Here is a 20,379-nt window from a genome sequence, read left to right on the forward strand (position 1 = left end):
AATGGCCGGAAGCGTTAACGGCTCAGAACGAGTGATGGCTGACCGAGACGTCGCGGGTCGCGGAACGGAGCGAGACGGCGACGCCGCAGCAGACGTCCAGGAGCGCGATGATCGTGAGGATCAGGAACGTGCCCGTGGCTGCCGCCGGCACCAGCAGGAATTCCACGACATAGGCGAGGAAGACCAGCATGGAGAGAATCTGGTCCACGATGGTCGCGGCGCCGAGACGGGTCGATTTCACGATTTCCACGAAGAGGAAGACGAGCGCCAGGACGACGAGCAGCGCGCCGATCGTCAGCGTGAAGCTCGCGCCCGACACCATGGGAACGCTGAACACCGTGGACTGACCGAACTCCGCCCCCGAGCTGAGGATCAGGAACGCGAAGACATCGTAGATGACGAAGGGGATGATCAGAAACGGGATGTTGCGCATGGGTCGCCTCGCCGAGAACCGGGACGGCGATCCGTATCAGCGAAACGCCGGAAACGAAAAGGCCGGCTCAGCGGCCGGCCTCAATTCGAAAAGAGGAAACGGTCAGACCGTCTCCTTCGGCTCCAGAATCTGGCGACCGCGATACTTGCCGCTCTTCAGGTCGACGTGGTGCGGGCGGCGAAGCTCGCCGGAATCCTTGTCTTCCACGTAGGTCGGCTGCTTCAGGGCGTCGGCGGAACGACGGAAGCCGCGCTTCATCGGCGAAGTTTTTCTTTTAGGGACTGGCATCTCAAGCTCCAACGGGTACACAGTCGCGGGCATAGCCCGTCGCGTCCGCCGCTTGGAGCAGCAGACCTTTCGCGCGGCATATAGCCCTTTCTGACAGCCTTGGCCAGTGCGAAGTGGGAAATCGGCGTCGGACTACTTCAGGACGCAGCCGACATAGGGCTGCATGGTGGCCGCCCGACGGGCGATCTTGTTGGCCATGCCGCGCATCCGACGGCTGGGATGGGCGGGATTGCGGGCGAGCGGATTGGGCAGCGTCGCGGCCAGTCCCGCCGCCTGCGCGGCCGAAAGCTTCGCTGCCGCGACGCGGAAATAGCCCTGCGACGCCGCCTCCGCACCGTAGATCCCCTCGTCCCATTCAACGATGTTGAGATAGATCTCCATGATCCGCCGCTTGGAAAGGACAAGGTCGGCATAGAGGGCCAGAGGGAACTGCATTCCCTTCAGCAGCCACGATCGGCTGGTGGAGAGAAAAAGATTCTTCACGACCTGCATGGTGATGGTGCTGGCGCCGCGCATCCGGCCATGGCGGTCGGCGGTGTCCAGCGCGTTCTGCATCTCCGTCCAGTCGATACCGTTATGGCTGCAGAAGCGCTGGTCTTCCGAGCCGATCACCGCGCGAACGAGATTGGGCGAGATGTGGGAGAGGTCGCGCCATTCCTTGTGGATGCCGTTGCCGCCCACCGCCTTGAACAGCATCACGGTGGTCACCGGCGGGTTCACGAAGCCGTAGAGCGGCAGCAGCACCAGCGGCAGAAGGAGCAGGACGGCGGCGACGAGCAGGACCGGCCGGATCAGGCCCGCCACCGGCAGACGTCGCGCAAGCTTCATGGACTTCCCCGCCTCCCCGGCTCCGCATCACGAGGCCGGAACCCGATTGCGCCCGAAACCTGCGGGAATGCTGATACCACGAGACACCGCCCAGCCGCCATTGTCTCGGGCCCGCCTCAAACCCGCCGAAGAAGGATGGCGCGGAAATCGTTGACATTGGTCAGCGTCGGACCGGTCACCACCAGTCGGCTGAGCGCCGCGAAGGCGGTATAGGCGTCGTTGGAGGCGAGCGCCGCCGCGAGATCGACGCCCCGTCCCCGCGCCTCGGCAAGCAGGCCGGCATCGAACCACGCCCCGGCATTGTCCTCCGAGCCGTCGATGCCGTCGGTATCGCAGGCGATCGCCGAGATGCCCGACCTGCCGCCCACGGCCAGAGCAAGCGCCAACAGGAACTCCGCGTTGCGCCCCCCGCGCCCCTTGCCCCGCACGGTCACGGTCGTCTCGCCGCCCGACAGCAGCACGCACGGGGGTGCGACGGGGACGCCATGCTCGGCGGTGGAACGGGCGATGCCGGCCATCGCCTTGGCAACCTCCCGCGCTTCGCCCTCGATGGCATCGCCGAGGACCAGCGGCGTCAGGCCGAATTCCCGCGCTTTGTCGGCCGCCGCGTCCAGCGCCATTTTCGGCGTGGCGAGCATTTGGATTTCCGGCGCGGGCACGTCGGCGGGGATGACGTTGGCGCGGATCGCCGCTTCCACATGGGCGGGAACGGCGATCCCATAGGCGCGCAGGATCGCCAGCGCCGCCTCCGGTCGCGCGGCTTCGGGAATGGTCGGACCGGAGCCGATGACGCCGGGATCGTCTCCCGGCACGTCGGAGATCAGATAGGTGACGACGCGGGCGGGCGACGAGGCTGCCGCGAGCCGCCCGCCCTTGATGGCGGAAAGCGCCTTGCGAACCACGTTCATCTCGCCGATGGGCGCACCGGACTTCAGGAGAGCGCGATTGACCTCCTGCTTATCGCGAAGCGTCAGCCCCGGCGCGGGCAGCGTCAGGAGCGACGAGGCGCCGCCGGAGATGAGCGCGATCACGAGGTCGTTGGGACCGGCGGATCGCGCCAGCTTCAGGATACGTTCCGCCGCCGCCATGCCGGCTTCGTCCGGCACGGGATGCGCGGCTTCCACCACCTCGATCGATCGCGTCGGCGCACCGTGGCCGTAGCGGGTGACCAGGAGGCCTTCGCAGGGATGCGGCCACGCCGCCTCGAAGGCCCCGGCCATCCGGGCCGAAGCCTTGCCGGCGCCCAGCACGATCGTCCGGCCGCCAGGCGCGGGAGGCGGCGGCAGCCGCCCCCCGAATTTTCCATCGGGCAAGGCGGCCACGAGCGCCGACTGAAACAGCGCCCGGAGAATGGCCTCCTCGGTCATGGCGACGGCCCTGCCGATCGGAGCAGCCTCAACCCTGGATAAAGGTCTGCTGCTGCTCGCCGAGGCCCTCGATGCCGAGCCGCACGACGTCGTTCGCCTTCAGGAAGACCGGCGGCTTCTGGCCGAGACCGACGCCCGGCGGCGTGCCGGTGGAGATGACGTCGCCCGGCTGCAGGCTCATGAACTGCGAAAGGTAGGAGACGAGGAACCTGACGCCGTAGACCATGGTCGCCGTCGTGCCGTCCTGATAGCGGTGGCCGTTGACCTCCAGCCACATCTTGAGGTTCTGCGGGTCGGCGACCTCGTCGCGCGTCACCAGCCAGGGGCCGAGCGGCCCGAAGGTGTCGCAGCTCTTGCCCTTCGTCCACTGGCCGTGCCGCTCCTGCTGGAAGGCGCGCTCGGACACGTCGTTGGTCAGGCAATAGCCCGCCACGTAATCCATCGCCTCGTCTTCCGAAACGTATTTCGCGGGCTTGCCGATGACGACGCCGAGTTCGACTTCCCAGTCTGTCTTCTCGGACCCGCGCGGGATCTCGACATTGTCGTTCGGGCCGACGATGGCCGACGTCGCCTTCATGAAGATGATCGGTTCCGGCGGCACGGTGGCGCCCGTTTCGGCGGCGTGGTCGGAATAGTTGAGGCCAATGCAGATGATCTTGCCGGTGCCGGCGACGCAGGGGCCGAGGCGCGGGTTGCCATCCACAACCGCGAGGCTTTCCGGATCGATCGCCGCGATGCGCCGCAGCCCTTCGGGATAAAGAACCTCGCCCCGGATGTCCTCGACATGGGCGGAGAGATCCCGGATACGGCCCTGGGCATCGAGAAGGCCGGGCTTTTCCTGGCCCTTCGGACCGTAACGCAGAAGTTTCATACCGTTTCACTCCCTGAGATTTCTGTGAGCCGCATTCTCGTTCCGGGCTCTCAAATCGGGCGAGGACGGTAAGGAGTGCTGACCGTTTGTCAATCAGCGCCGGCATCGGCTAGGGATATGCCGCGCGGACGCGAGACGCGCCCGAGAGCAGGGACCGAAAGCCGTGACCGCCACCGACAGCATCGAGATCATCCGCCCGGACGACTGGCACCTCCACCTGCGGGACGGCGCCATGCTGAAATCCGTGCTGCCGGCGACCTCCGCCGTGTTCGCCCGCGCCATCATCATGCCGAACCTGAAGCCGCCGGTGCGCACGCTGGCCGATCTCCGGGCCTATCGCGAGCGCATCCTCGCGGTGCTGCCGGAGGGCCATGACTTCACCCCGCTGATGACGCTTTATCTCACCGAGGGAACCGACCCGGAGGAGATCCGCGAGGGCAAGCGCTCCGGCGAGGCGACGGCGGTGAAGCTCTATCCCGCCGGCGCCACCACCAATTCCGATGCGGGCGTCAGCCACATAGACCGCGTGAGCCACGTCTTCGAGGCGATGCAGGAGGTCGACCTGCCGCTCCTGATCCACGGCGAGGTGACCGACCCGGCCGTGGATATCTTCGACCGCGAGGCCGTCTTCATAGAGCGCGTGCTGCAGCCGATCCGCCACCGCTTCCCGGAACTTCGCATCGTGATGGAGCACATCACCACGAAGAACGCCGCCGACTACGTGCGCGCGGGCGATCGCTTCCTGGGCGCGACGATCACCCCGCACCACCTGACCGTGAACCGCAACGCCCTCTTCCGCGGCGGCATCCGTCCGCACATGTACTGCCTGCCCATCGTCAAGCGCGAGGAGCACCGACAGGCGCTGGTCGAGGCCGCGACGTCCGGCGACAACCACTTCTTCCTGGGCACGGATTCCGCGCCGCACCGCATCCACGACAAGGAAGCGGAATGCGGCTGCGCCGGCATGTTCAACGCGCCGACCACCCTCTCCTGTCTGGCGCAGGTCTTCGAGGATGCAGGGGCACTCGACCAGTTGGAAGCCTTCACCTCCCGCCACGGCCCGGCCTTCTACAAGCTGCCGGTGAACACCGACAGTATCCGGCTGAAGCGCGAGGCGCCCGTGGTGCCGGACAGCCTCGCCATCGAAGGCGAAGAGGAATCGGTGAAGGTCTTCCGCCCGGATGTCGATCTCCGCTGGTCCATCTGTTAAGCAGCAGCCCGCAACCCCCGACAAAGGCAGGACCAGTGGCAGACTTTCCCGACAAGGCCGTGATCGCGGATCTCACGGCCCGCGCGCTTCTGGAGGTGAAGGCCATCCATTTCCGCGCCGACGAGCCGTTCAAGCTCACCTCCGGCCGCATGAGCCCGGTCTATATCGACTGCCGCAAGCTGATCTCGTTTCCGCGCCTGCGCAACACGCTGATGGATTTCGCGGCCTCCACGATCCTTCGCGACATCGGCTTTGAATCGCTGGACGGCGTGGTCGGCGGCGAGACGGCGGGCATCCCATTCGCCGCCTGGATCGCCGACCGCCTGTCGCTGCCGATGCAATATGTGCGCAAAAAGCCGAAGGGCTTCGGCCGCAATGCGCAAATAGAGGGCCACTTCCGCGACGGCGACCGCGTCATCCTCGTGGAGGATCTGGCTACCGACGGCGGCAGCAAGCTCACCTTCTGCGAGGCGCTGCGCAGCGCCGGCCTGCAGGTGAACCACACCTTCGTGGTGTTCTATTACGACATCTTCCCCGAGACCAAGCAGGTGCTGACCGATGCAGGCGTCCAGCTCCACGCGCTGGCGACGTGGTGGGACGTGCTGAAGTTTGCGCGCACCAACAATTACTTCGACACGAAGACGCTGGATGCCGTGGAGGCCTTCCTCCACAATCCCAAGCAATGGTCGCTCGACCATGGCGGCGTCGAAACGCCGAAGGCGTAACCGCTACCCGGCAGCCGCCCGGCTCGGCGCGGCTGCCCGGTTCTCCGCCAGAGCCAGATCTCGAAAGCGAGTAAGCACGGCGGCGGCTTCCGGCGTCCGCTGGAGCGAGGCCCGCGCCGCTTCCACGTCGGCGCCGGCATCCGCCAGCGGCCCGTGAATTTCCTCGATGATCAGGCCGACCATCTCCGGGTCGAATTCCGGGTGAAACTGCACACCCCAGGTGCTCGGCCCGAAGCGCAGCGCCTGAATGCCGGAGGCGCCTTCCGCCAGCACGGTCGCGCCTTCCGGTGCAACGGTCGCGGTCTGGAAGTGGGCGGACTGCGCCTTGAAGGTCTTGCCGGCCGGGCCGGCCGGGCCGAGCAGCGGATCGTCGTCGGCCGCCTCGGTGCTGCGGATCTCGACCGTCCCGTATTCCGGTCCGATGGCGTTGGGCGCCACCGTGCCGCCAAGGGCGTGCGTCAGGAGTTGATGACCGAAGCAGATGCCGAGGAGAGGCACGCCTGAAGCATGTGCCTGCCGCAGCCATTCGGCCGTCTGGGCAATCCAGGGCAGCGGATCGCCTACCATCGCCGCCGCGCCCGTGACGATCGCACCGGCGATCTCGCGCGGGTCCGGCAACGCCTCGCCGGAACAGACGCGCACCACCTTCAGCCTGTCTTCCCCAAGCGCCAGCGCGCCCCGAAAAATGCCGTCCATCTCGCCCGTGCGGGCGCAGATCAGCGGCGATGCTTCCGCGAAAATCTCGCACTGGATCAGCAAGAGCGGTCGGGGAGCTTGAATTTCGGGAGATTCGGGCAAGTGCGGGATCCTCGACGGGCTCGCGCATTGTTCACGCCCTCGCCTTCCCCGGCAAGAGCGGCCGGCGCATCTCAGGGACGCGCCGGCCAAAAGCTTAAAACATCAGTGCCCTAAAGCATGGGCCGCCCGCCGGTGACCGGCACCATGGCACCCGTGATGTAGCTCGCGTCGGCCGAGGCGAGGAAAACATAGGCCGGGGCGAGTTCCGCCGGCTGGCCGGCGCGGCCGAGCGGCGTGTTTTCGCCAAAGGTCTTCACCGCATCTTCCGGCATGGTGGAGGGGATCAGCGGCGTCCAGATCGGCCCCCGGCGCGACGCAGTTCACGCGGATGCCCTTGTCGGCCACGAGCTGGGCAAGGCCGGCTGTGAAGTTGGCGATCGCGCCCTTGGTGGTGGCATAGGCCAGCAGCTTCGGGCTCGGGTTCTTGGCATTGATCGACGTCGTGTTCACGATGGCGCTGCCCGGCTTCATCTTCGGCACGGCCGCCTTGCAGAGATAGAACTGGCTGTAGATGTTGGTGCGGAAGGTGACGTCCCATTCTTCCGCGCTGATGTCCTCGATGCTCTCGAAGGTCTTCTGGTGCGCGGCGTTGTTGACGAGGATGTCAATACCGCCGAGTTCCTTCACGGCGCGCTCGACGAGGTCGCGGCAATGGGCTTCTTCCTTGATGTCACCGGCCACCGCCAGCGCGCGCCGGCCGGCCTTCTCGACCCACTTCACCGTTTCCTTCGCGTCCTCGTGCTCGTTGTAATAGGAGATGAGTACGTCCGCGCCTTCCCGCGCGAACGCGATTGCGACCGCACGGCCGATGCCGGAATCGCCACCGGTGATCAGCGCCACCCGACCCTCCAGCTTGCCGCTGCCCTTGTAGCTTTGCTCGCCATGGTCGGGCTTCGGATGCATCTCGGCTGTCGTGCCCGGAGGCTCCTGCTGCTGGGCGGGCTGCGGCGGCGCGGGATATTCGGTCTTGGGATCAGACATGGGTCCTCCGATGAACTCGTTAACCACTGCCGCAGCAACGGAGGGGACGGGCTCGAGTTCCGCCGGATCGAGCCCGTCGGGAGGGTCAAAGGCCCAGCATGGCGATGGTCTCCCCGCGTTGGCGGATTGTCTCGGCATAGCTCGCGCGGACCTGTTCCAGCACCCCGGCCGGCGCGGTTTCCGGCGAGCCGGCATCGAAGGGCGGAGCGGGGGCGTATTCGATACCGAGCTGGATCGCTTCCGCCTGCGCCCGGTCGGTCAGTTCCGCCACCACCGCCAGCGCGAAGTCGATGCCGGCGGTCACGCCGCCGCCGGTGATGAGGTTGCCGTCCCGCACGATGCGCTCCTTCACCGGGACCGCGCCGAGCAACGGCAGCAGATGATGCGAGGCCCAATGGGTCGTCGCGCGACGGCCCTTCAGGAGCCCGGCCGCGCCCAGCACCAGCGAACCCGTGCAGACGGAGGTGACATAGCGGGCCTTGGCCGCCGTCTCGCGCACGAAGGCGAGGACCTCGGCATCCTGCATCAGCGCACTCACGCCGGAGCCGCCTGGAATGCAGAGCACGTCGAGCTCGGGGCAGTCCTCGAAGCTGGTGTCCGGCGTCAGCCACATGCCGGAGGAGGAAGCGACCGGCTCGCGCGACTTCCAGATCAGATGCAGTTCGCGATCCGGCAGTGAGCCGAACACGTCGTAGGGACCGGTGAGGTCGAGTTGCTGCACGCGTGGAAAAACAAGAAAGCCAATTCTGATCGTCATTGCGCCTCTCCCAAGCTGGACAGGCCTATTCTAGCCCGGCATTGTCTGGCGGATATGACAAATAGCCCTCGCATTCCGCCATTCACTCCGCGCCGGATCGAGATCCTGGCCTTTCCACGGGCGCAGCTTCTCGACATCGCGGGACCGTTGCAGGTCTTCGCCACGGCCAACGCACTGGCCGGCGACGAAACCGCGCCATACGAGACGCGGGTGATCGCCAAGGAGCCCGGCAGCATCACCGTGTCCGCCGGGTTGACGCTTGCGACCGAGCCGCTTCCCTCGGTCGGGACGCCGGCCGACACGCTGATCGTCGCCGGCGGCAAAGGCGTCCATGACGCGGCGACGGATGCCGCGCTCGCCGATTGGCTGCGCCAGCGCGCCGGCCATGTCCGCCGCCTCGCCTCCGTCTGCACCGGCGCTTTCCTGCTCGGCGCCGTCGGACTTCTCGACGGAAAACGTGTCGCGACGCATTGGGACAGCTGCGCGCGGCTGGCCGAGGCCTATCCGGCCGCGAAGGTGGAGCCGGAGCCGATCTTCATCGAGGATGGAGCGCTCTGGACCTCGGCGGGCGTCACCGCCGGGATCGACCTCGCGCTCGCCATGGTGGAACGCGATCTCGGCCGCGCGCCTGCGCTGGCCATCGCGCGCGATCTGGTCGTCTTCCTGAAACGGCCCGGCGGTCAGGCGCAGTTCAGCACGGCACTTGCCTTGCAGCACGCGGAAGGCCGCTTCGGCGACCTCCATGCCTGGATGATCGACAATCCCGATGCGAACCTGACCGTCCCCGCACTCGCCGGGCGCGCCGGCATGAGCGAGCGGACCTTCCTCAGGCGTTACCGGGAAGAAACCGGCGCCACGCCGGCACGCGCCGTGGAGCAGCTGCGTATAGAGGCCGCGCGCCGGCTGCTGGAGGATACGGCGACACCGGTCAAGCGGGTTGCCGCGCAATGCGGCTTCGGCTCGGAGGAAACGCTGCGCCGGACCTTTCTTCGCCACCTCGCCGTATCGCCGCAGGCGTACCGCGAGCGCTTCGCTGACGCCGGTCAGTGATCGCGGCGCTGCAGGAGGCCGCGATAGATTTCCTCGTCGTCGCAGAGGCCGGCGAGGCGGCCGAGTCCGTCCACCAGCAGGATCGGATGATTGGTCTGCCGCTTCAGCGCGATCGCGGTGCGGAGCTTGAGGTCGACCGGTGCGACGATGACGTCGCAGTCGCCGTCCACCGTGCCCTCTTCCTCGTCGCAGACGCCGAGCTTGCCGCCGCCGCCATTGATGCGCACGCCAACCGGGCAGCCCGCCTTGTCGAGGTCGAGCCGGATCTGCCCGGCCTGATCGAGCAGCACCGCGCCCTGATCGCGTCGCAGCGCCGCGACGGGTCGCATGACGCTGCTGCCGCGCAGGACGTTCAGCGGGTTCATGTGCTTGACGAATTCCGCGACATAGGGCGTCGCCGGGTTCAGCACGATGTCCTCGCCCGTGCCCTCCTGCACGATACGGCCGTCCTGCATGATGGCGATCTTGTTGCCGAGCTTCATCGCCTCGTCGAGATCGTGGCTGACGAAGAGGATGGTCTTCTGGATCGACTTCTGCAGGTCGAGGAGCTCGTCCTGCAGCTTGGAGCGGATCAGCGGATCGAGCGCGGAAAACGGCTCGTCCATCAAGAGGATATCGGCGTCGGTCGCGAAGGCGCGGGCAAGGCCGACGCGCTGCTGCATTCCGCCGGAGAGCTCGTGGGCGTATTTGTCGGCCCATTTGGAAAGCCCGACCATCGCGAGCTTCTCGTCCACGATCCGGCGCCGCTCTTCCTTCTTCATGCCCTGCAATTCCAGGCCGAAGCCGACATTCTCGCGAACGGTGCGCCAGGGGAGTAGGCCGAACTGCTGGAAGACCATGGAAACGGTGTGGGTGCGAAGGTCGCGGAGCGTACCGTCGTCGCAGCTCGCCACGTCGACCGGCTTGCCCTTGTGCTGGACGAGGACCTCGCCCCGCGCGACCTCGTTCAGCCGGTTCACCGCCCGCATGATGGTCGACTTGCCGGAGCCGGAGAGCCCCATCAGCACGCAGATCTCGCCGGGTTCGACGGTGAGGTTCACCCCCGCCGCCCCCAGCACCGAATCCGTTTCGGCAAGGATCTCGTCGCGCGTCCGCCCCTCGTCGATCATGGCCAGCGCCCGCTTCTGCCGGTCACCGAAGACGATGTCGACGTTCCTGAACTCGACTGCGGTCATGGCTCAGCTCCGTTTGCTACGCCTTGGCTCGGGACTTTTGCAGACCCGATCCAGGATGATGGCGAGGACAACGATGGCCAGCCCGGCTTCAAACCCCATGCCGACATTCATCGAGCTGAGGGCGCGCAGGATGGGAGTACCGAGACCCTCCGCCCCAACCAAGGCAGCGATAACCACCATGGAAAGGCTCAGCATGATGCACTGGGTCACGCCGGCCATGATCGTCGGCAGTGCGTGCGGAAGCTCGACCTTGTAGAGGAGTTGACGTTTGGTAGCGCCGAAGGCCTCGCCGGCTTCATGAAGCTGTTTCGGTACTGAGGAGATGCCGAGGTAGGTGAGCCGGATCGGTGCGGGGATTGCGAACACCACTGTCGAGATAAGGCCCGGCACGGCACCAAGGCCGAAGAGCACCAGCGTCGGGATCAGATAGACGAAGGTCGGAATCGTCTGCATCAGGTCGAGGAACGGCCGGAGTGTCTGGTAGAACCAGGGTCGGTGCGCGGCCGCCACGCCGATCGGCACGCCAAGCAGAACAGAAGCAAACGTTGCCCAGAAGACGAGAGAGAGTGTCTGCATGGTCGCTTCCCAGTAGCCCAGGTTGATGACCAGAAGCAGCGAGGCGACGATGAAGACGACTAGGCTGATGGAGCGGTGAAGAAAGTAGGCCCCGATCGCTACGGCCGCGACCAGGAGAAGCGGCGGGCACCAGATCAGGCCGGAAGTGAAACCGTCCACGAGCGACGCAATGACCGAGGAGACGAAGTCAAAGAAACCCTTGTGACCGTTCAGCCGGTCAGTGAAGAGAGTGATCCATCTCCCCAAAGGGATCTTGTGTTCCGTCAGCCAGTCGTACATGGCGCAGCCCTTGCAGGATCGGATATGCTTTGGAGTGAACCCGGCCGGCCTCAAGGCCGGTTCCGGCGATTCAGCGAGTGGGCTAGAGGCCCAGGCTCGCTTTCACGGCAGGCATGGCAGGCTTGCCATCAAAGGTCGTCACACCGTCCAGCCATGGCGTCCAGACCTCAGGATTCGCCTTGAGCCACTTCTGCGCAGCGGCCTTCGGCTCCATCCCATCATCCAGGATGTACCCCATGACCGTGTTCTCCATATCGAGGGAGAACTTCAGGTTGCTGATGAACTTTCCTGCATTCGGGCATTCCGTGTCATAGCCCGTCCGCTCGTTCGTAAAAACGGTAGCGCCGCCGAAGTTCGGCCCGAAGACATCGTCGCCGCCCTTCAAGTATTCCATGTTGTACTTGGTGTTCATGGGATGGGGCGCCCAGCCGAGGAAGACCACGGCTTCCTTTCTGGAGGTAGCACGCTGGACCTGCGCCAGCATGCCCTGTTCGCTCGATTCCACCAGCTGGAATCCGCCAAGGCCCATCGTGTTGTTCTTGATCATGTCGAGGACGTGCCGATTGCCGTCATTGCCCGGTTCGATTCCGTAGATCTTGCCGTCCAGCTTGTCCTTGAACTTGGCAATATCCTGAAAATTCTGCAGGCCGGCATCGTAGAGGTATTTCGGCACGGCCAAAGTGTATTTGGCGCCATCCAGATTAGCCCGCACGACCTTCACGGAGCCATCATCCACAAACCGTTTGCGGTCGCCCTCCTGACTCGGCATCCAGTTGCCGAGGAAGACGTCGATGTCCTTGTTCTTCATCGAGGCATAGGTCACCGGCAGCGCCAGCAGCTTCGTGGAAGGCGTGTAGCCGAACCCCTCAAGCAGGCGAGAAGCGACCGCAGTCGTCGATGTGATGTCGGTCCAGCCGACATCGGCGAAACGCACCGTCTTGCACGCGGCCGGGTCGGCGGCCTGCGCGGCCCCGATGCCGCCCGCGATCGCCAGCACGGCTGCCAGCAACGTTTTCTGAAAGCTTGTCTTTCCGGACATCAATCTCGTTCCCCTCGTTGAGATCAACCCATCGGCGCGGCAGTAGAGATGCGCGCGCCATCTTGCTTGACGGATCGCATCTTCCCCTCGCCCCATACAAGTCTTCGGCCTTTTCGGCCCTTTATTGAACGACCATTCAATTCCAATGATCAAGAATTGTCATGCGCAATCTTTGATCACAACTGAGGAATTTTCGCGCCAAGCGCGCTCTTGCCGGGATCGTGCCGGTTGAAGCATCATCGCCGCGGCAAATCGGCGGTCGATCTCCGAAGATCAGCGGCCATACTTGATTGAACGCTCAATCAAGTACGCCTAGTCTGGAGGCGGATTGAACGCGTGAAAAGGATAAGGCCCGATGCGGGAACCGGCGAGGCTCAGGACGGTAGGCGAGGACGATCGGCGGCGTCAGCTCATCGAGGCGACGATCTCGTGCCTGGCCGAGATCGGCTTCAACGCTTCCACCCTGGCGCAGATCGCCAAGCGGGCCACGGTTTCGCCGGGGCTGGTCGCGCATTATTTCGGCGACAAGGACGGCCTTCTGGAGGCGACGCTGCGCCATCTCTATGGCCGCGTCGCCGGGGCCGTGTCGCGCCGGCTCGCCCGCTCCCACACCCCGCGCCAGCGCATCCAGGCGGTGATCGACGCCAATCTCGCGCCGGAGGAATTCGATGCGGAAACCTGCACCGTCTGGCTCGCCTTCTGGGGTCAGGTGCTGCATTCCGCCCGGCTGAAGCGCATCCAGAACATTTACCAGCGGCGGATGCTCTCCAACCTCCGCCATGATCTGAAGCACCTGTTGCAGCCCGCCGATGCGGAACGGCTGGCGATCGCCGTGGCCGCGCTCATCGATGGCCTGTGGCTGCGTTCCACGCTTTCCGGCACGGGCGAGACGGACAGCCACGCCGCCCGCGAGATCGCCACCGCCTTCATGGACGCCCAGCTTGCGGCCGGCGCTCCGCTGGGTGCCGCACCCGGCGCACCCGGCGCACCTGGACGGATTTCCCGCAGCGTCGTGGGCAACCATATCGGCGGCGCGTCGGGCTCCGGCTCGGGCCGCGACACCTTCACCACGATCAATCCCGCGACCGGCGAGGTGCTGGCCGAGATCGCGATCTCCGACGAATCCGACATCGATCGCGCGGTGGATGCCGCCCGCACGGGACAGGCGGAATGGGCGGCGATGACCGGGGCGCAGCGCGGTCGCGTGCTGAAGCGCGTCGCCGACATCCTGCGCGAGCGAAACGACGAACTGGCCCGGCTGGAGACGCAGGACACCGGCAAGCCGATCCAGGAAACCTCCGTGGTCGACGTGATCTCCGGCGCAGAATGCCTGGAATATTTCGCCGGTATCGCGGCGGGGATCACGGGCGAGCATGTGGATCTTGGCCCCGGCGCCTTCGGCTATACGCGCCGCGAGCCGCTGGGCATCGTCGCCGGCATCGGCGCCTGGAACTACCCGATCCAGATCGCCTGCTGGAAATCCGCCCCAGCGCTTGCCTGCGGCAACGCGATGATCTTCAAGCCGGCGGAGCTGACGCCGCTGACCGCCGTCAAGCTGGCGGAGATCATGACGGAAGCCGGCCTTCCCGACGGCGTCTTCAACGTCGTGCAGGGCTTCGGCGAGACCGGCCGGATGCTGACGCGCCATCCCGAGATCCGCAAGATCTCGCTGACCGGCGAGGTCGGCACCGGCAAGAAGGTGATGGCTGATGCGGCCGGCACGCTGAAGCAGGTGACGCTGGAGCTCGGCGGCAAGTCGCCGCTGATCGTCTTCGAGGATGCCAATCTCGACGACGCGGTATCCGGCGCTCTGCTCGCCAATTTCTATTCCGCCGGCGAGGTCTGCTCCAACGGCACCCGCGTCTTCGTCCACCGCGCGGTGAAGGACGCCTTCGTGGAGAAGCTCGCGGAGCGCACGTCGCGCATGGTGATCGGCGATCCCATGGACCCGGCGACCCAGGTCGGCGCGCTGATCTCCGAGGATCACATGAACAAGGTGCTCGGCTATATCGACGCCGGCAGGCGAGAAGGCGCGCGCGCCATCACCGGCGGCGGCCGGGTTACGGACGGCCTGCTGGGCAAGGGTTTCTTCGTGGCGCCCACCGTCTTCGACGGTTGCTCGGACGAGATGACCATCGTGCGCGAGGAGATCTTCGGCCCGGTCATGACCGTGCTCGCCTTCGACGACGAGGACGAGGTGATCGCGCGGGCCAACGACACGGATTTCGGCCTCGCCGCCGGGCTCTTCACCCGCGATCTCGCGCGCGGCCACCGCGTCATCGCGCGGCTGCAGGCCGGCACCTGCTGGATCAACCATTACAATATCACGCCGATCGAGCTGCCCTTCGGCGGGGTGAAGCAATCCGGCCTCGGCCGCGAGAACAGCCGCGCCGCCATCGAGCACTACACGCAGCTGAAAAGCGTCTACGTCAATCTCGGCCCCGTCGAAGCGCCTTATTGAGGGAACCGGCCATGGCGCGCGAGGCAGGGGAATTCGACTATGTGATCGTCGGCGCGGGCTCCGCCGGCTCGGTGCTGGCCGACCGCCTGACCGAAGACGGCCGGAACAGCGTCCTCGTGCTGGAATATGGCGGCTCCGATCGCTCGGTGCTGATCCAGATGCCGAGCGCGCTTTCCATCCCGATGAACATGCGGAAGTACAATTGGGGCTTCGAATCCGAGCCCGAGCCGCATCTGGGCGGTCGCCGCATGAACACGCCGCGCGGCAAGGTGCTGGGCGGCTCCTCCTCCATCAACGGCCTCGTCTATGTGCGCGGAAATCCCGGCGATTTCGACCGCTGGGAAGAGGAAGGGGCTGACGGCTGGGCCTATCGCGACGTCCTCCCCTATTTCCGCCGCGCCGAGACGCGGCAGGAAGGTGCCGACGATTATCGCGGCGGCGAGGGGAAGCTCCACACCCGCTACGGCACGCTGTCCAACCCGCTCTATCGCGCCTTCGTGGAAGCCGCCCGGCAGGCGGGCTATCCCGTGACCGACGACATCAACGGCCGCCAGCAGGAAGGCTTCGGCCGCATGGACATGACCGTCCATAACGGCCGGCGCTGGTCCACCGCCAACGCCTATCTCCGGCCCGCGATGCGGCGGCCGAACCTGCGGATCGAGATCCACTCGCTCGCATCCCGCATCGTCCTGGAAGGACGCCGCGCGGTCGGGGTCGTCTTTTCCCGCGGCGGCGCGGAGCAGATCGCCCGCGCCCGCCGCGAGGTGATCGTTGCCAGCGGCCCGATCAATTCGCCGAAGCTCCTGAAGCTGTCCGGCATCGGCCCGGCGGCGGAACTGAAGTCTCACGGCATCGAAGTCGTGCACGATCTGAAGGGCGTCGGCGAGAACCTGCAGGATCATCTGGAGTTCTATTTCCAGGTCGCCAGCAAGGAGCCGATCACGCTCTATTCGTCGATGCGGCCCCTCGCCAAGGCGCGGATCGGCATGCAGTGGGTGACGACGAAGGGCGGCCTCGGCGCGACCAATCATTTCGAGAGCTGCGGCTTCATCCGCTCGCGGCCGGGCGTGCCGTTCCCGGACATCCAGTACCACTTCCTGCCGCTCGCCGTGACCTACGACGGCAAGGGATTGGCCTCCGAGCATGGCTTCCAGGCGCATGTCGGACCGATGCGCTCGAAATCGCGCGGCTGGGTAAGGCTCGCTTCCGCCGATCCGCAGGACGCGCCGAAGATCACCTTCAACTATATGAGCCAACCCGACGACTGGACGGAAATGCGAGCCTGCGTGCGGCTGACACGCGAGATCTTCGCGCAAGGGGCCTTCGACCGCTATCGCGGCCGCGAGATGCAGCCGGGCGCCGATGTCGTCACCGACGAAGAAATCGACGCCTTCGTGCGCCAGCATGTGGAAAGCGCCTATCATCCGTCCTGCACCTGCAAGATGGGCTCGCCGGACGATCCGATGGCCGTGGTCGATGCCGATACGCGGGTGATCGGCATGGAGGGCCTGCGCGTCGTCGACAGCTCTATCATGCCGTCGATCACCACGGGCAACCTCAACGCCCCGACCATCATGATCGGGGAGAAGGCCGCCGACCACATTCTCGGCAAGCCGCGCCTCGCCGCCGCCGATGCCGATTACTACCGCGCGGAAAACTGGCGAACGGCGCAGCGCTGAGCTAGCGCGGCGCCGGCCCAAGAGCGCCGATGCGGCGGAGGTAATCCACGACGGCGCGCGCGGCCTCGTCGGGCGAGGGATCGACCAGCACGTCGCCGCCGGCCTTGGCCGTCTCCGTCGCGGCCTTCAGGCGCTCCGCCGCGCTGCCGCCGCCCTGCCCGATGATCCTGGCGCGGGGTCGATGCGGGCGCTCCTCCAGATCGCGGGGAGCGACTGGCGCGGCAATACCGGGCCTCTCATCGGCCCGTCCGCGACGCATGGCGGCGAAGACGAAGGGCAGCGGCGGCGGTGCGGCGGAATGCACGGAAACAAGCGCCGGGAGGCCGATGGCCGAGCGGCGTCGGACGCCTTTCGGCAGTGCCTGATCCACCACGATCCGGAAGCCCTGCCGCATGAGCCCGGCGGCATCGGCGGCAAGGGGCAGGCCGAGATCGCGGGCGACCTGATACGGTACGAGCCCAGTCTCATCCGCACCCTGGCTGCGGCGCCCGGCGAGAACCAGATCCGGCGCGAGATCGGCCAGCGCCGCGCTCAGGCTGGGCACAGGATCGTCGCCGTCGGCGATCCGGCAGCAGATCATCCGGTCCAGCCCGTAGCCGAAAGCGTCCGCGACGCGCGAAGGATCGGGACCGGCATGGAGGCCGAGGATTTCATCGCCCGCATCGTCCATCAGGCTGCGGCCGAGGCGGATAGCCTGCGCTTCCAGCCTCTGCAGGACCGTGCGTCCGGAGACCGGATGCAGGCCCGCGGAGAGCAGGACGACGATCCTCATGCCTGCCGCTCCTCTTCCGCCAAGAGCCGGAGGATCGCCGGCATCACCGCCTGCGCGTCGGCGACGATCGCCAACTCGGCGCGCTCGATCATCGCGGCATGGAGGTCGGTGTTGACGGCCACGACATGGCGGCAGCCGGCGATACCCTGCAGATGCTGCGGCGCGCCGGCGATCCCCAGCGCGAGGTAGCAATCGGCGGACAGCACCGTGCCGGACGCGCCGACCTGCGCGGCGCGCGGCATCAGGCCGGCGTCGCAGACCATGCGGCTGGCTCCGGGCGTCGCGCCGAGCGCGGCCACGAGCGATCGGAACGCCTCGAGATCGCTGATCCCGTTGCCGACGGCGGCCACGAAATCCGCTTCCGCCAGGGACAGGCTCGCGGCATCAGGACGGATGCGTTCGGCAGGAGTGACCATCGCCCCGGGCCAGCGGACATCGACCTCCAGCGGCCGCGCCTCATGCGCGATGCCGGAATGCGGGGCGACCATGTCCGGCTCGACGGTGACGATGCGCGGCGGCATGGCACGCTGGTCCACCTGCCGTCCCCGAACCCTTCGGACGAGGCCGCGCGGGGAAACCTGCTCCGCCCCGGCGAAGAGCGGCTCTCCCAGCCGCACGGCCAGCCGCCGCGCCAGATCGCCGCCATCGGCCGTTTCCGGCAGGATGACATGGCGCGGCTGCAGGAGGCCGACCAGTTCTTCGAGCGCGACCGCCCGTGTCTCCGGGTCGCTGAGCCCGGCGGGGGCGGTGATCAGCCGGTCGGCTCCCGCCCTGCCAGCGACCTCGGTCAGGGCTTCCGCACAGAGGACGACCCCGCCTTCTCCGCCCGCCAGCGCCCGTGCCGCGCCGAGCGCCTGCCGATCAACCGCCGACAGCGTGCCGTTCTCGATGGGGTCCGCGATGACGAGGACAAGAAAAACCGGGTTTTCGATGATCCGCACCGAGGGCGCAGCGGCTGCCGCTTCCCGTTGAGGCAAAGGCTGGGCCATGCCGGAGGGTCGCGCCCGGTCGAGTCGCATGCGGCCCGCGTCGGCTACCATCAGCTCCGCCCGCTCCCGCCGGGGATCGCGACGCGGGCGCCGGCTCACTCCCACCGGCTTGGCCGCGAGGTCGAAGCGCGAGCGGCCGACCGAAATGACCCTGTGCGCTTCACGCGCCTGGCGCGGATCGATGCGAGGCCGCGTCATGCCGCGCCCTCCACCGCGCGCAGCAGGAGTTCGGCGACATCGAGCACCTCCGGCCGCTCGCCGGTGACGCCTTCCAGCATGCCGGTGCAGGTCGGGCAGGCCACCGCGACGATTTTCGCCCCCGTGGCGCGGGCCTGCGCCATGCGGATATCCGGAATGCGCCGCTCGCCGGGAATATCGCTGACGGGCGCGCCGCCGCCACCGCCGCAGCACATGGAGCGTCTGCCGTGCCGCTCCATTTCGACGCGCGCCAAGCCGAGCCGGTCGAGCAGCCGGCGCGGGGCCTCCGTCTCGCCGTTGTAGCGGCCGAGATAGCAGGGGTCGTGATAGGTGACGCTTGCCCCTGCGGCGATCGGGGCAGCGGCCAGCTTGAGCCGCCCCGCCGCCACGAGTTCGTCGAGGAAGGCGGTGTGGTGGATCACCTCGTAGCTGCCGCCGAAGGCCGGATATTCGTTCCGAAGCGCGTGCAACACATGCGGGTCGGCGGTCAGAATACGACGAAAGCGATGACGGCCGAGCGTCGCGATGTTGTCGCGGGCGAGCCGCTGGAACGTCGCCTCGTCGCCAAGCCGGCGCGCGAGATCGCCGGTGTCGCGCTCCTTTGCCCCGAGCACGGCGAAATCCACCCCCGCGAGGGTCAAGAGCTTCACCAGCGCGCGCAGCGTGCGGCCGACGCGGAGGTCGTAGGCCCCTTCGCCCAGCCAGAGCAGCACGTCCGTCTCGCCGTCTTCGGACAGAACCGGCAGATCCATGCCGGCGGCGAAGTCAGTGCGGCGGGCAAGCGCGCGGCCGCCCGGCTCGTCCGCTCCGCGCAGGTCGGAAAGCGGCAGTTCGGCCTTTTCCGGCACCGCGCCGCGCTCCAGCGTCTGGAAACGCCGCAGGCCCATGATCGCGTCGACATGCTCGATGGTCATCGGGCATTCCTCGACGCAGGCGCGGCAGGTCGTGCAGGACCACAGCGTGTCCGGATGGATCATCGCGTCCGCTCCGATGATCGCGCCATGCGGCGAGCCCACACCCGCCACATCAGGCGCGTTCGGGTAGCCACGTCCGGCATAGGCGGCATCGTTTCCGGGCGCGAGCGCGGCGGCGAGATCCTGGATCAGCTTCTTCGGATTGAGCGGCTGGCCGGCGGCGAAGGCGGGACAGGCGACCTCGCAGCGCCCGCACTGGATGCAGGCATCGAAGGAAAGCAGCCGGTTCCAGCCGAAATCGGCCGGCGTCTCGATCCCGAGCTTCGGTTCGTTGAGGTTCAACGGCGCGAGCGCCGTCTCCCGTTTTCCCTCGAAGCGGCCGGGACGCGGATGGGCGACGAGATGCAGCGCGCCCGTCACGGCATGGCGCATCGGCCCCTGCCCCAGTTGCAAAGCGAGGCCGAAGCCCCCCACGGCAGCCAGAACGAGCCCGGCCCAGCCGAGAGCCGGCAACGGACCGATCGCGGCTGAGAGAGCCACGAGGAAAGCGCCGAGCGCGTAGCCCGTCAGCAGGAAAGGCAGCCGCTGGAACGTGCCGCCGGACAATCTCGGCGGCTTCACCGGATAACGCCGCCGGCCCACGAGAAAGCCGCCGGCTAGCATGATGGCGAAGATGAGCGCCACGAGCGCCCAGTAGAACCGCGCGTGGCCGAGCGGCGGAACGATCCCGAGCGCCGCGAGGGCCGATCCCGCGACGAGGCCCCCGGCCACCAGCATGTGCATGCGCGAGGCCTGCCGGTCGCGCGCCACGATGTGGTGCACGTCGACGAGATATCGCCGGGGCAGCGCCTTGAAGCCGCTCGCCCAGTCCACCGGCACTGGCTGACCGACCGTCCAGAGCCGCGCGCGGTTGAGGATCAGGATCGCCGCGGCGATGAGCGAGAGCCAGACCACCAGCGCGAGGGCGACTGTCGCGCTCATGGCGGACC

The 20,379-nt window shown here is 67.0% G+C and carries 18 protein-coding genes and 1 pseudogene; 5 read left to right on the forward strand and 14 right to left on the reverse strand.

Translation table 11 applies throughout. From position 1 onward, the window contains the following. Positions 1 to 22: 22 nt before the first annotated feature. The 5 genes from BMY25_RS10170 to BMY25_RS10190 form a co-directional block, all read right to left on the reverse strand. A complete protein-coding gene (locus tag BMY25_RS10170) occupies positions 23 to 433 on the reverse strand; it encodes a hypothetical protein (protein ID WP_092496521.1) in 411 nt (136 codons plus the stop codon). 102 nt (positions 434 to 535) lie between these two features. Then, on the reverse strand, positions 536 to 721 hold the full coding sequence (rpmF, locus tag BMY25_RS10175; RefSeq protein WP_092496522.1) for a 50S ribosomal protein L32: 186 nt from the start codon (positions 719 to 721) through the stop codon (positions 536 to 538). A 132-nt stretch (positions 722 to 853) separates the two neighbouring features. Further along, positions 854 to 1,549 carry a monofunctional biosynthetic peptidoglycan transglycosylase gene (gene mtgA, locus BMY25_RS10180; RefSeq protein WP_092496523.1) on the reverse strand — a complete coding sequence of 232 codons (696 nt, stop codon included), beginning with the start codon at positions 1,547 to 1,549 and terminating at the stop codon, positions 854 to 856. Between the two features lie 116 nt (positions 1,550 to 1,665). Continuing rightward, positions 1,666 to 2,916, reverse strand: a complete 1,251-nt coding sequence (locus BMY25_RS10185; RefSeq protein ID WP_092496524.1) for a glycerate kinase type-2 family protein — start codon at positions 2,914 to 2,916, stop codon at positions 1,666 to 1,668. Positions 2,917 to 2,944: 28 nt separating this feature from the next. Continuing rightward, on the reverse strand, positions 2,945 to 3,787 hold the full coding sequence (locus BMY25_RS10190; RefSeq protein WP_092496525.1) for a fumarylacetoacetate hydrolase family protein: 843 nt from the start codon (positions 3,785 to 3,787) through the stop codon (positions 2,945 to 2,947). Positions 3,788 to 3,950: 163 nt separating this feature from the next. Here BMY25_RS10190 and pyrC point away from each other — a divergent pair, with 163 nt between their 5' ends. Continuing rightward, positions 3,951 to 4,997 carry a dihydroorotase gene (gene pyrC / locus BMY25_RS10195; protein WP_092496526.1) on the forward strand — a complete coding sequence of 349 codons (1,047 nt, stop codon included), beginning with the start codon at positions 3,951 to 3,953 and terminating at the stop codon, positions 4,995 to 4,997. Positions 4,998 to 5,032: 35 nt separating this feature from the next. After that, positions 5,033 to 5,722, forward strand: a complete 690-nt coding sequence (locus BMY25_RS10200; protein WP_092496527.1) for an orotate phosphoribosyltransferase — start codon at positions 5,033 to 5,035, stop codon at positions 5,720 to 5,722. Between the two features lie 3 nt (positions 5,723 to 5,725). Here the strand turns inward: BMY25_RS10200 and BMY25_RS10205 are convergent, their stop codons facing one another. The 3 genes and pseudogenes from BMY25_RS10205 to BMY25_RS10215 form a co-directional block, all read right to left on the reverse strand. Next, positions 5,726 to 6,520, reverse strand: a complete 795-nt coding sequence (locus tag BMY25_RS10205) for a glutamine amidotransferase (RefSeq protein WP_143061931.1) — start codon at positions 6,518 to 6,520, stop codon at positions 5,726 to 5,728. Positions 6,521 to 6,630: 110 nt separating this feature from the next. Next, positions 6,631 to 7,501, reverse strand: a pseudogene (locus tag BMY25_RS21135) (SDR family oxidoreductase). Positions 7,502 to 7,586: 85 nt separating this feature from the next. After that, on the reverse strand, positions 7,587 to 8,258 hold the full coding sequence (locus tag BMY25_RS10215; protein ID WP_092496529.1) for a DJ-1/PfpI family protein: 672 nt from the start codon (positions 8,256 to 8,258) through the stop codon (positions 7,587 to 7,589). A 54-nt stretch (positions 8,259 to 8,312) separates the two neighbouring features. Here BMY25_RS10215 and BMY25_RS10220 point away from each other — a divergent pair, with 54 nt between their 5' ends. Beyond that, complete coding sequence (locus BMY25_RS10220; protein ID WP_092496530.1) at positions 8,313 to 9,308, forward strand: GlxA family transcriptional regulator; 996 nt, start codon at positions 8,313 to 8,315, stop codon at positions 9,306 to 9,308. Here the strand turns inward: BMY25_RS10220 and choV are convergent. The 3 genes from choV to BMY25_RS10235 form a co-directional block, all read right to left on the reverse strand. Then, entirely contained in the window at positions 9,302 to 10,483 is a 1,182-nt protein-coding gene (choV, locus tag BMY25_RS10225; RefSeq protein WP_092496531.1) for a choline ABC transporter ATP-binding protein, read from the reverse strand. The two genes, BMY25_RS10220 and choV, sit on opposite strands and share 7 nt — an antisense overlap. A 3-nt stretch (positions 10,484 to 10,486) precedes the next feature. Continuing rightward, positions 10,487 to 11,338 carry a choline ABC transporter permease subunit gene (gene choW, locus BMY25_RS10230; protein ID WP_092496532.1) on the reverse strand — a complete coding sequence of 284 codons (852 nt, stop codon included), beginning with the start codon at positions 11,336 to 11,338 and terminating at the stop codon, positions 10,487 to 10,489. 82 nt (positions 11,339 to 11,420) lie between these two features. After that, complete coding sequence (locus BMY25_RS10235) at positions 11,421 to 12,377, reverse strand: choline ABC transporter substrate-binding protein (protein WP_092496533.1); 957 nt, start codon at positions 12,375 to 12,377, stop codon at positions 11,421 to 11,423. Positions 12,378 to 12,732: 355 nt separating this feature from the next. On the opposite strand from BMY25_RS10235, the gene betB reads away from it, so the two are divergent. Then, positions 12,733 to 14,838 (forward strand): betaine-aldehyde dehydrogenase, encoded by a 2,106-nt coding sequence (gene betB / locus BMY25_RS10240; RefSeq protein ID WP_092496534.1) that lies wholly within the window; start codon positions 12,733 to 12,735, stop codon positions 14,836 to 14,838. A gap of 11 nt (positions 14,839 to 14,849) precedes the next feature. Continuing rightward, entirely contained in the window at positions 14,850 to 16,517 is a 1,668-nt protein-coding gene (gene betA / locus BMY25_RS10245) for a choline dehydrogenase (RefSeq protein ID WP_092496535.1), read from the forward strand. 1 nt (position 16,518) lies between these two features. Here the strand turns inward: betA and BMY25_RS10250 are convergent, their stop codons facing one another. Genes BMY25_RS10250 through BMY25_RS10260 form a run of 3 tightly spaced genes read right to left on the reverse strand, consistent with a single transcriptional unit; the run spans position 16,519 to position 20,371 of the window. Further along, entirely contained in the window at positions 16,519 to 17,289 is a 771-nt protein-coding gene (locus tag BMY25_RS10250; protein ID WP_092496536.1) for an electron transfer flavoprotein subunit beta, read from the reverse strand. After that, complete coding sequence (locus BMY25_RS10255) at positions 17,286 to 18,476, reverse strand: electron transfer flavoprotein subunit alpha/FixB family protein (protein ID WP_092496537.1); 1,191 nt, start codon at positions 18,474 to 18,476, stop codon at positions 17,286 to 17,288. Before BMY25_RS10255 ends, BMY25_RS10250 begins: the two co-directional genes overlap by 4 nt. Continuing rightward, positions 18,473 to 20,371, reverse strand: coding sequence for a (Fe-S)-binding protein (locus tag BMY25_RS10260; protein WP_092496538.1), 1,899 nt, complete (start codon positions 20,369 to 20,371; stop codon positions 18,473 to 18,475). Before BMY25_RS10260 ends, BMY25_RS10255 begins: the two co-directional genes overlap by 4 nt. Between the last annotated feature and the right edge of the window lie 8 nt (positions 20,372 to 20,379).

Source organism: Faunimonas pinastri (assembly GCF_900110915.1).
GTDB classification, from domain to species: domain Bacteria; phylum Pseudomonadota; class Alphaproteobacteria; order Rhizobiales; family Afifellaceae; genus Faunimonas; species Faunimonas pinastri.

What these genes read in the sequence shown, in the direction of transcription:
- BMY25_RS10260 (WP_092496538.1), bottom strand. Translation starts at nt 20,371, where the DNA reads ATGAGCGCGACAGTCGCCCTCGCGCTGGTGGTCTGGCTCTCGCTCATC.
- rpmF (WP_092496522.1), bottom strand. Translation starts at nt 721, where the DNA reads ATGCCAGTCCCTAAAAGAAAAACTTCGCCGATGAAGCGCGGCTTCCGT.
- BMY25_RS10235 (WP_092496533.1), bottom strand. Translation starts at nt 12,377, where the DNA reads ATGTCCGGAAAGACAAGCTTTCAGAAAACGTTGCTGGCAGCCGTGCTG.
- betB (WP_092496534.1), top strand. Translation starts at nt 12,733, where the DNA reads ATGCGGGAACCGGCGAGGCTCAGGACGGTAGGCGAGGACGATCGGCGG.
- mtgA (WP_092496523.1), bottom strand. Translation starts at nt 1,549, where the DNA reads ATGAAGCTTGCGCGACGTCTGCCGGTGGCGGGCCTGATCCGGCCGGTC.
- BMY25_RS10220 (WP_092496530.1), top strand. Translation starts at nt 8,313, where the DNA reads ATGACAAATAGCCCTCGCATTCCGCCATTCACTCCGCGCCGGATCGAG.
- betA (WP_092496535.1), top strand. Translation starts at nt 14,850, where the DNA reads ATGGCGCGCGAGGCAGGGGAATTCGACTATGTGATCGTCGGCGCGGGC.
- BMY25_RS10190 (WP_092496525.1), bottom strand. Translation starts at nt 3,787, where the DNA reads ATGAAACTTCTGCGTTACGGTCCGAAGGGCCAGGAAAAGCCCGGCCTT.
- BMY25_RS10185 (WP_092496524.1), bottom strand. Translation starts at nt 2,916, where the DNA reads ATGACCGAGGAGGCCATTCTCCGGGCGCTGTTTCAGTCGGCGCTCGTG.
- choV (WP_092496531.1), bottom strand. Translation starts at nt 10,483, where the DNA reads ATGACCGCAGTCGAGTTCAGGAACGTCGACATCGTCTTCGGTGACCGG.
- BMY25_RS10215 (WP_092496529.1), bottom strand. Translation starts at nt 8,258, where the DNA reads ATGACGATCAGAATTGGCTTTCTTGTTTTTCCACGCGTGCAGCAACTC.
- choW (WP_092496532.1), bottom strand. Translation starts at nt 11,338, where the DNA reads ATGTACGACTGGCTGACGGAACACAAGATCCCTTTGGGGAGATGGATC.
- BMY25_RS10250 (WP_092496536.1), bottom strand. Translation starts at nt 17,289, where the DNA reads ATGAGGATCGTCGTCCTGCTCTCCGCGGGCCTGCATCCGGTCTCCGGA.
- BMY25_RS10255 (WP_092496537.1), bottom strand. Translation starts at nt 18,476, where the DNA reads ATGACGCGGCCTCGCATCGATCCGCGCCAGGCGCGTGAAGCGCACAGG.
- BMY25_RS10170 (WP_092496521.1), bottom strand. Translation starts at nt 433, where the DNA reads ATGCGCAACATCCCGTTTCTGATCATCCCCTTCGTCATCTACGATGTC.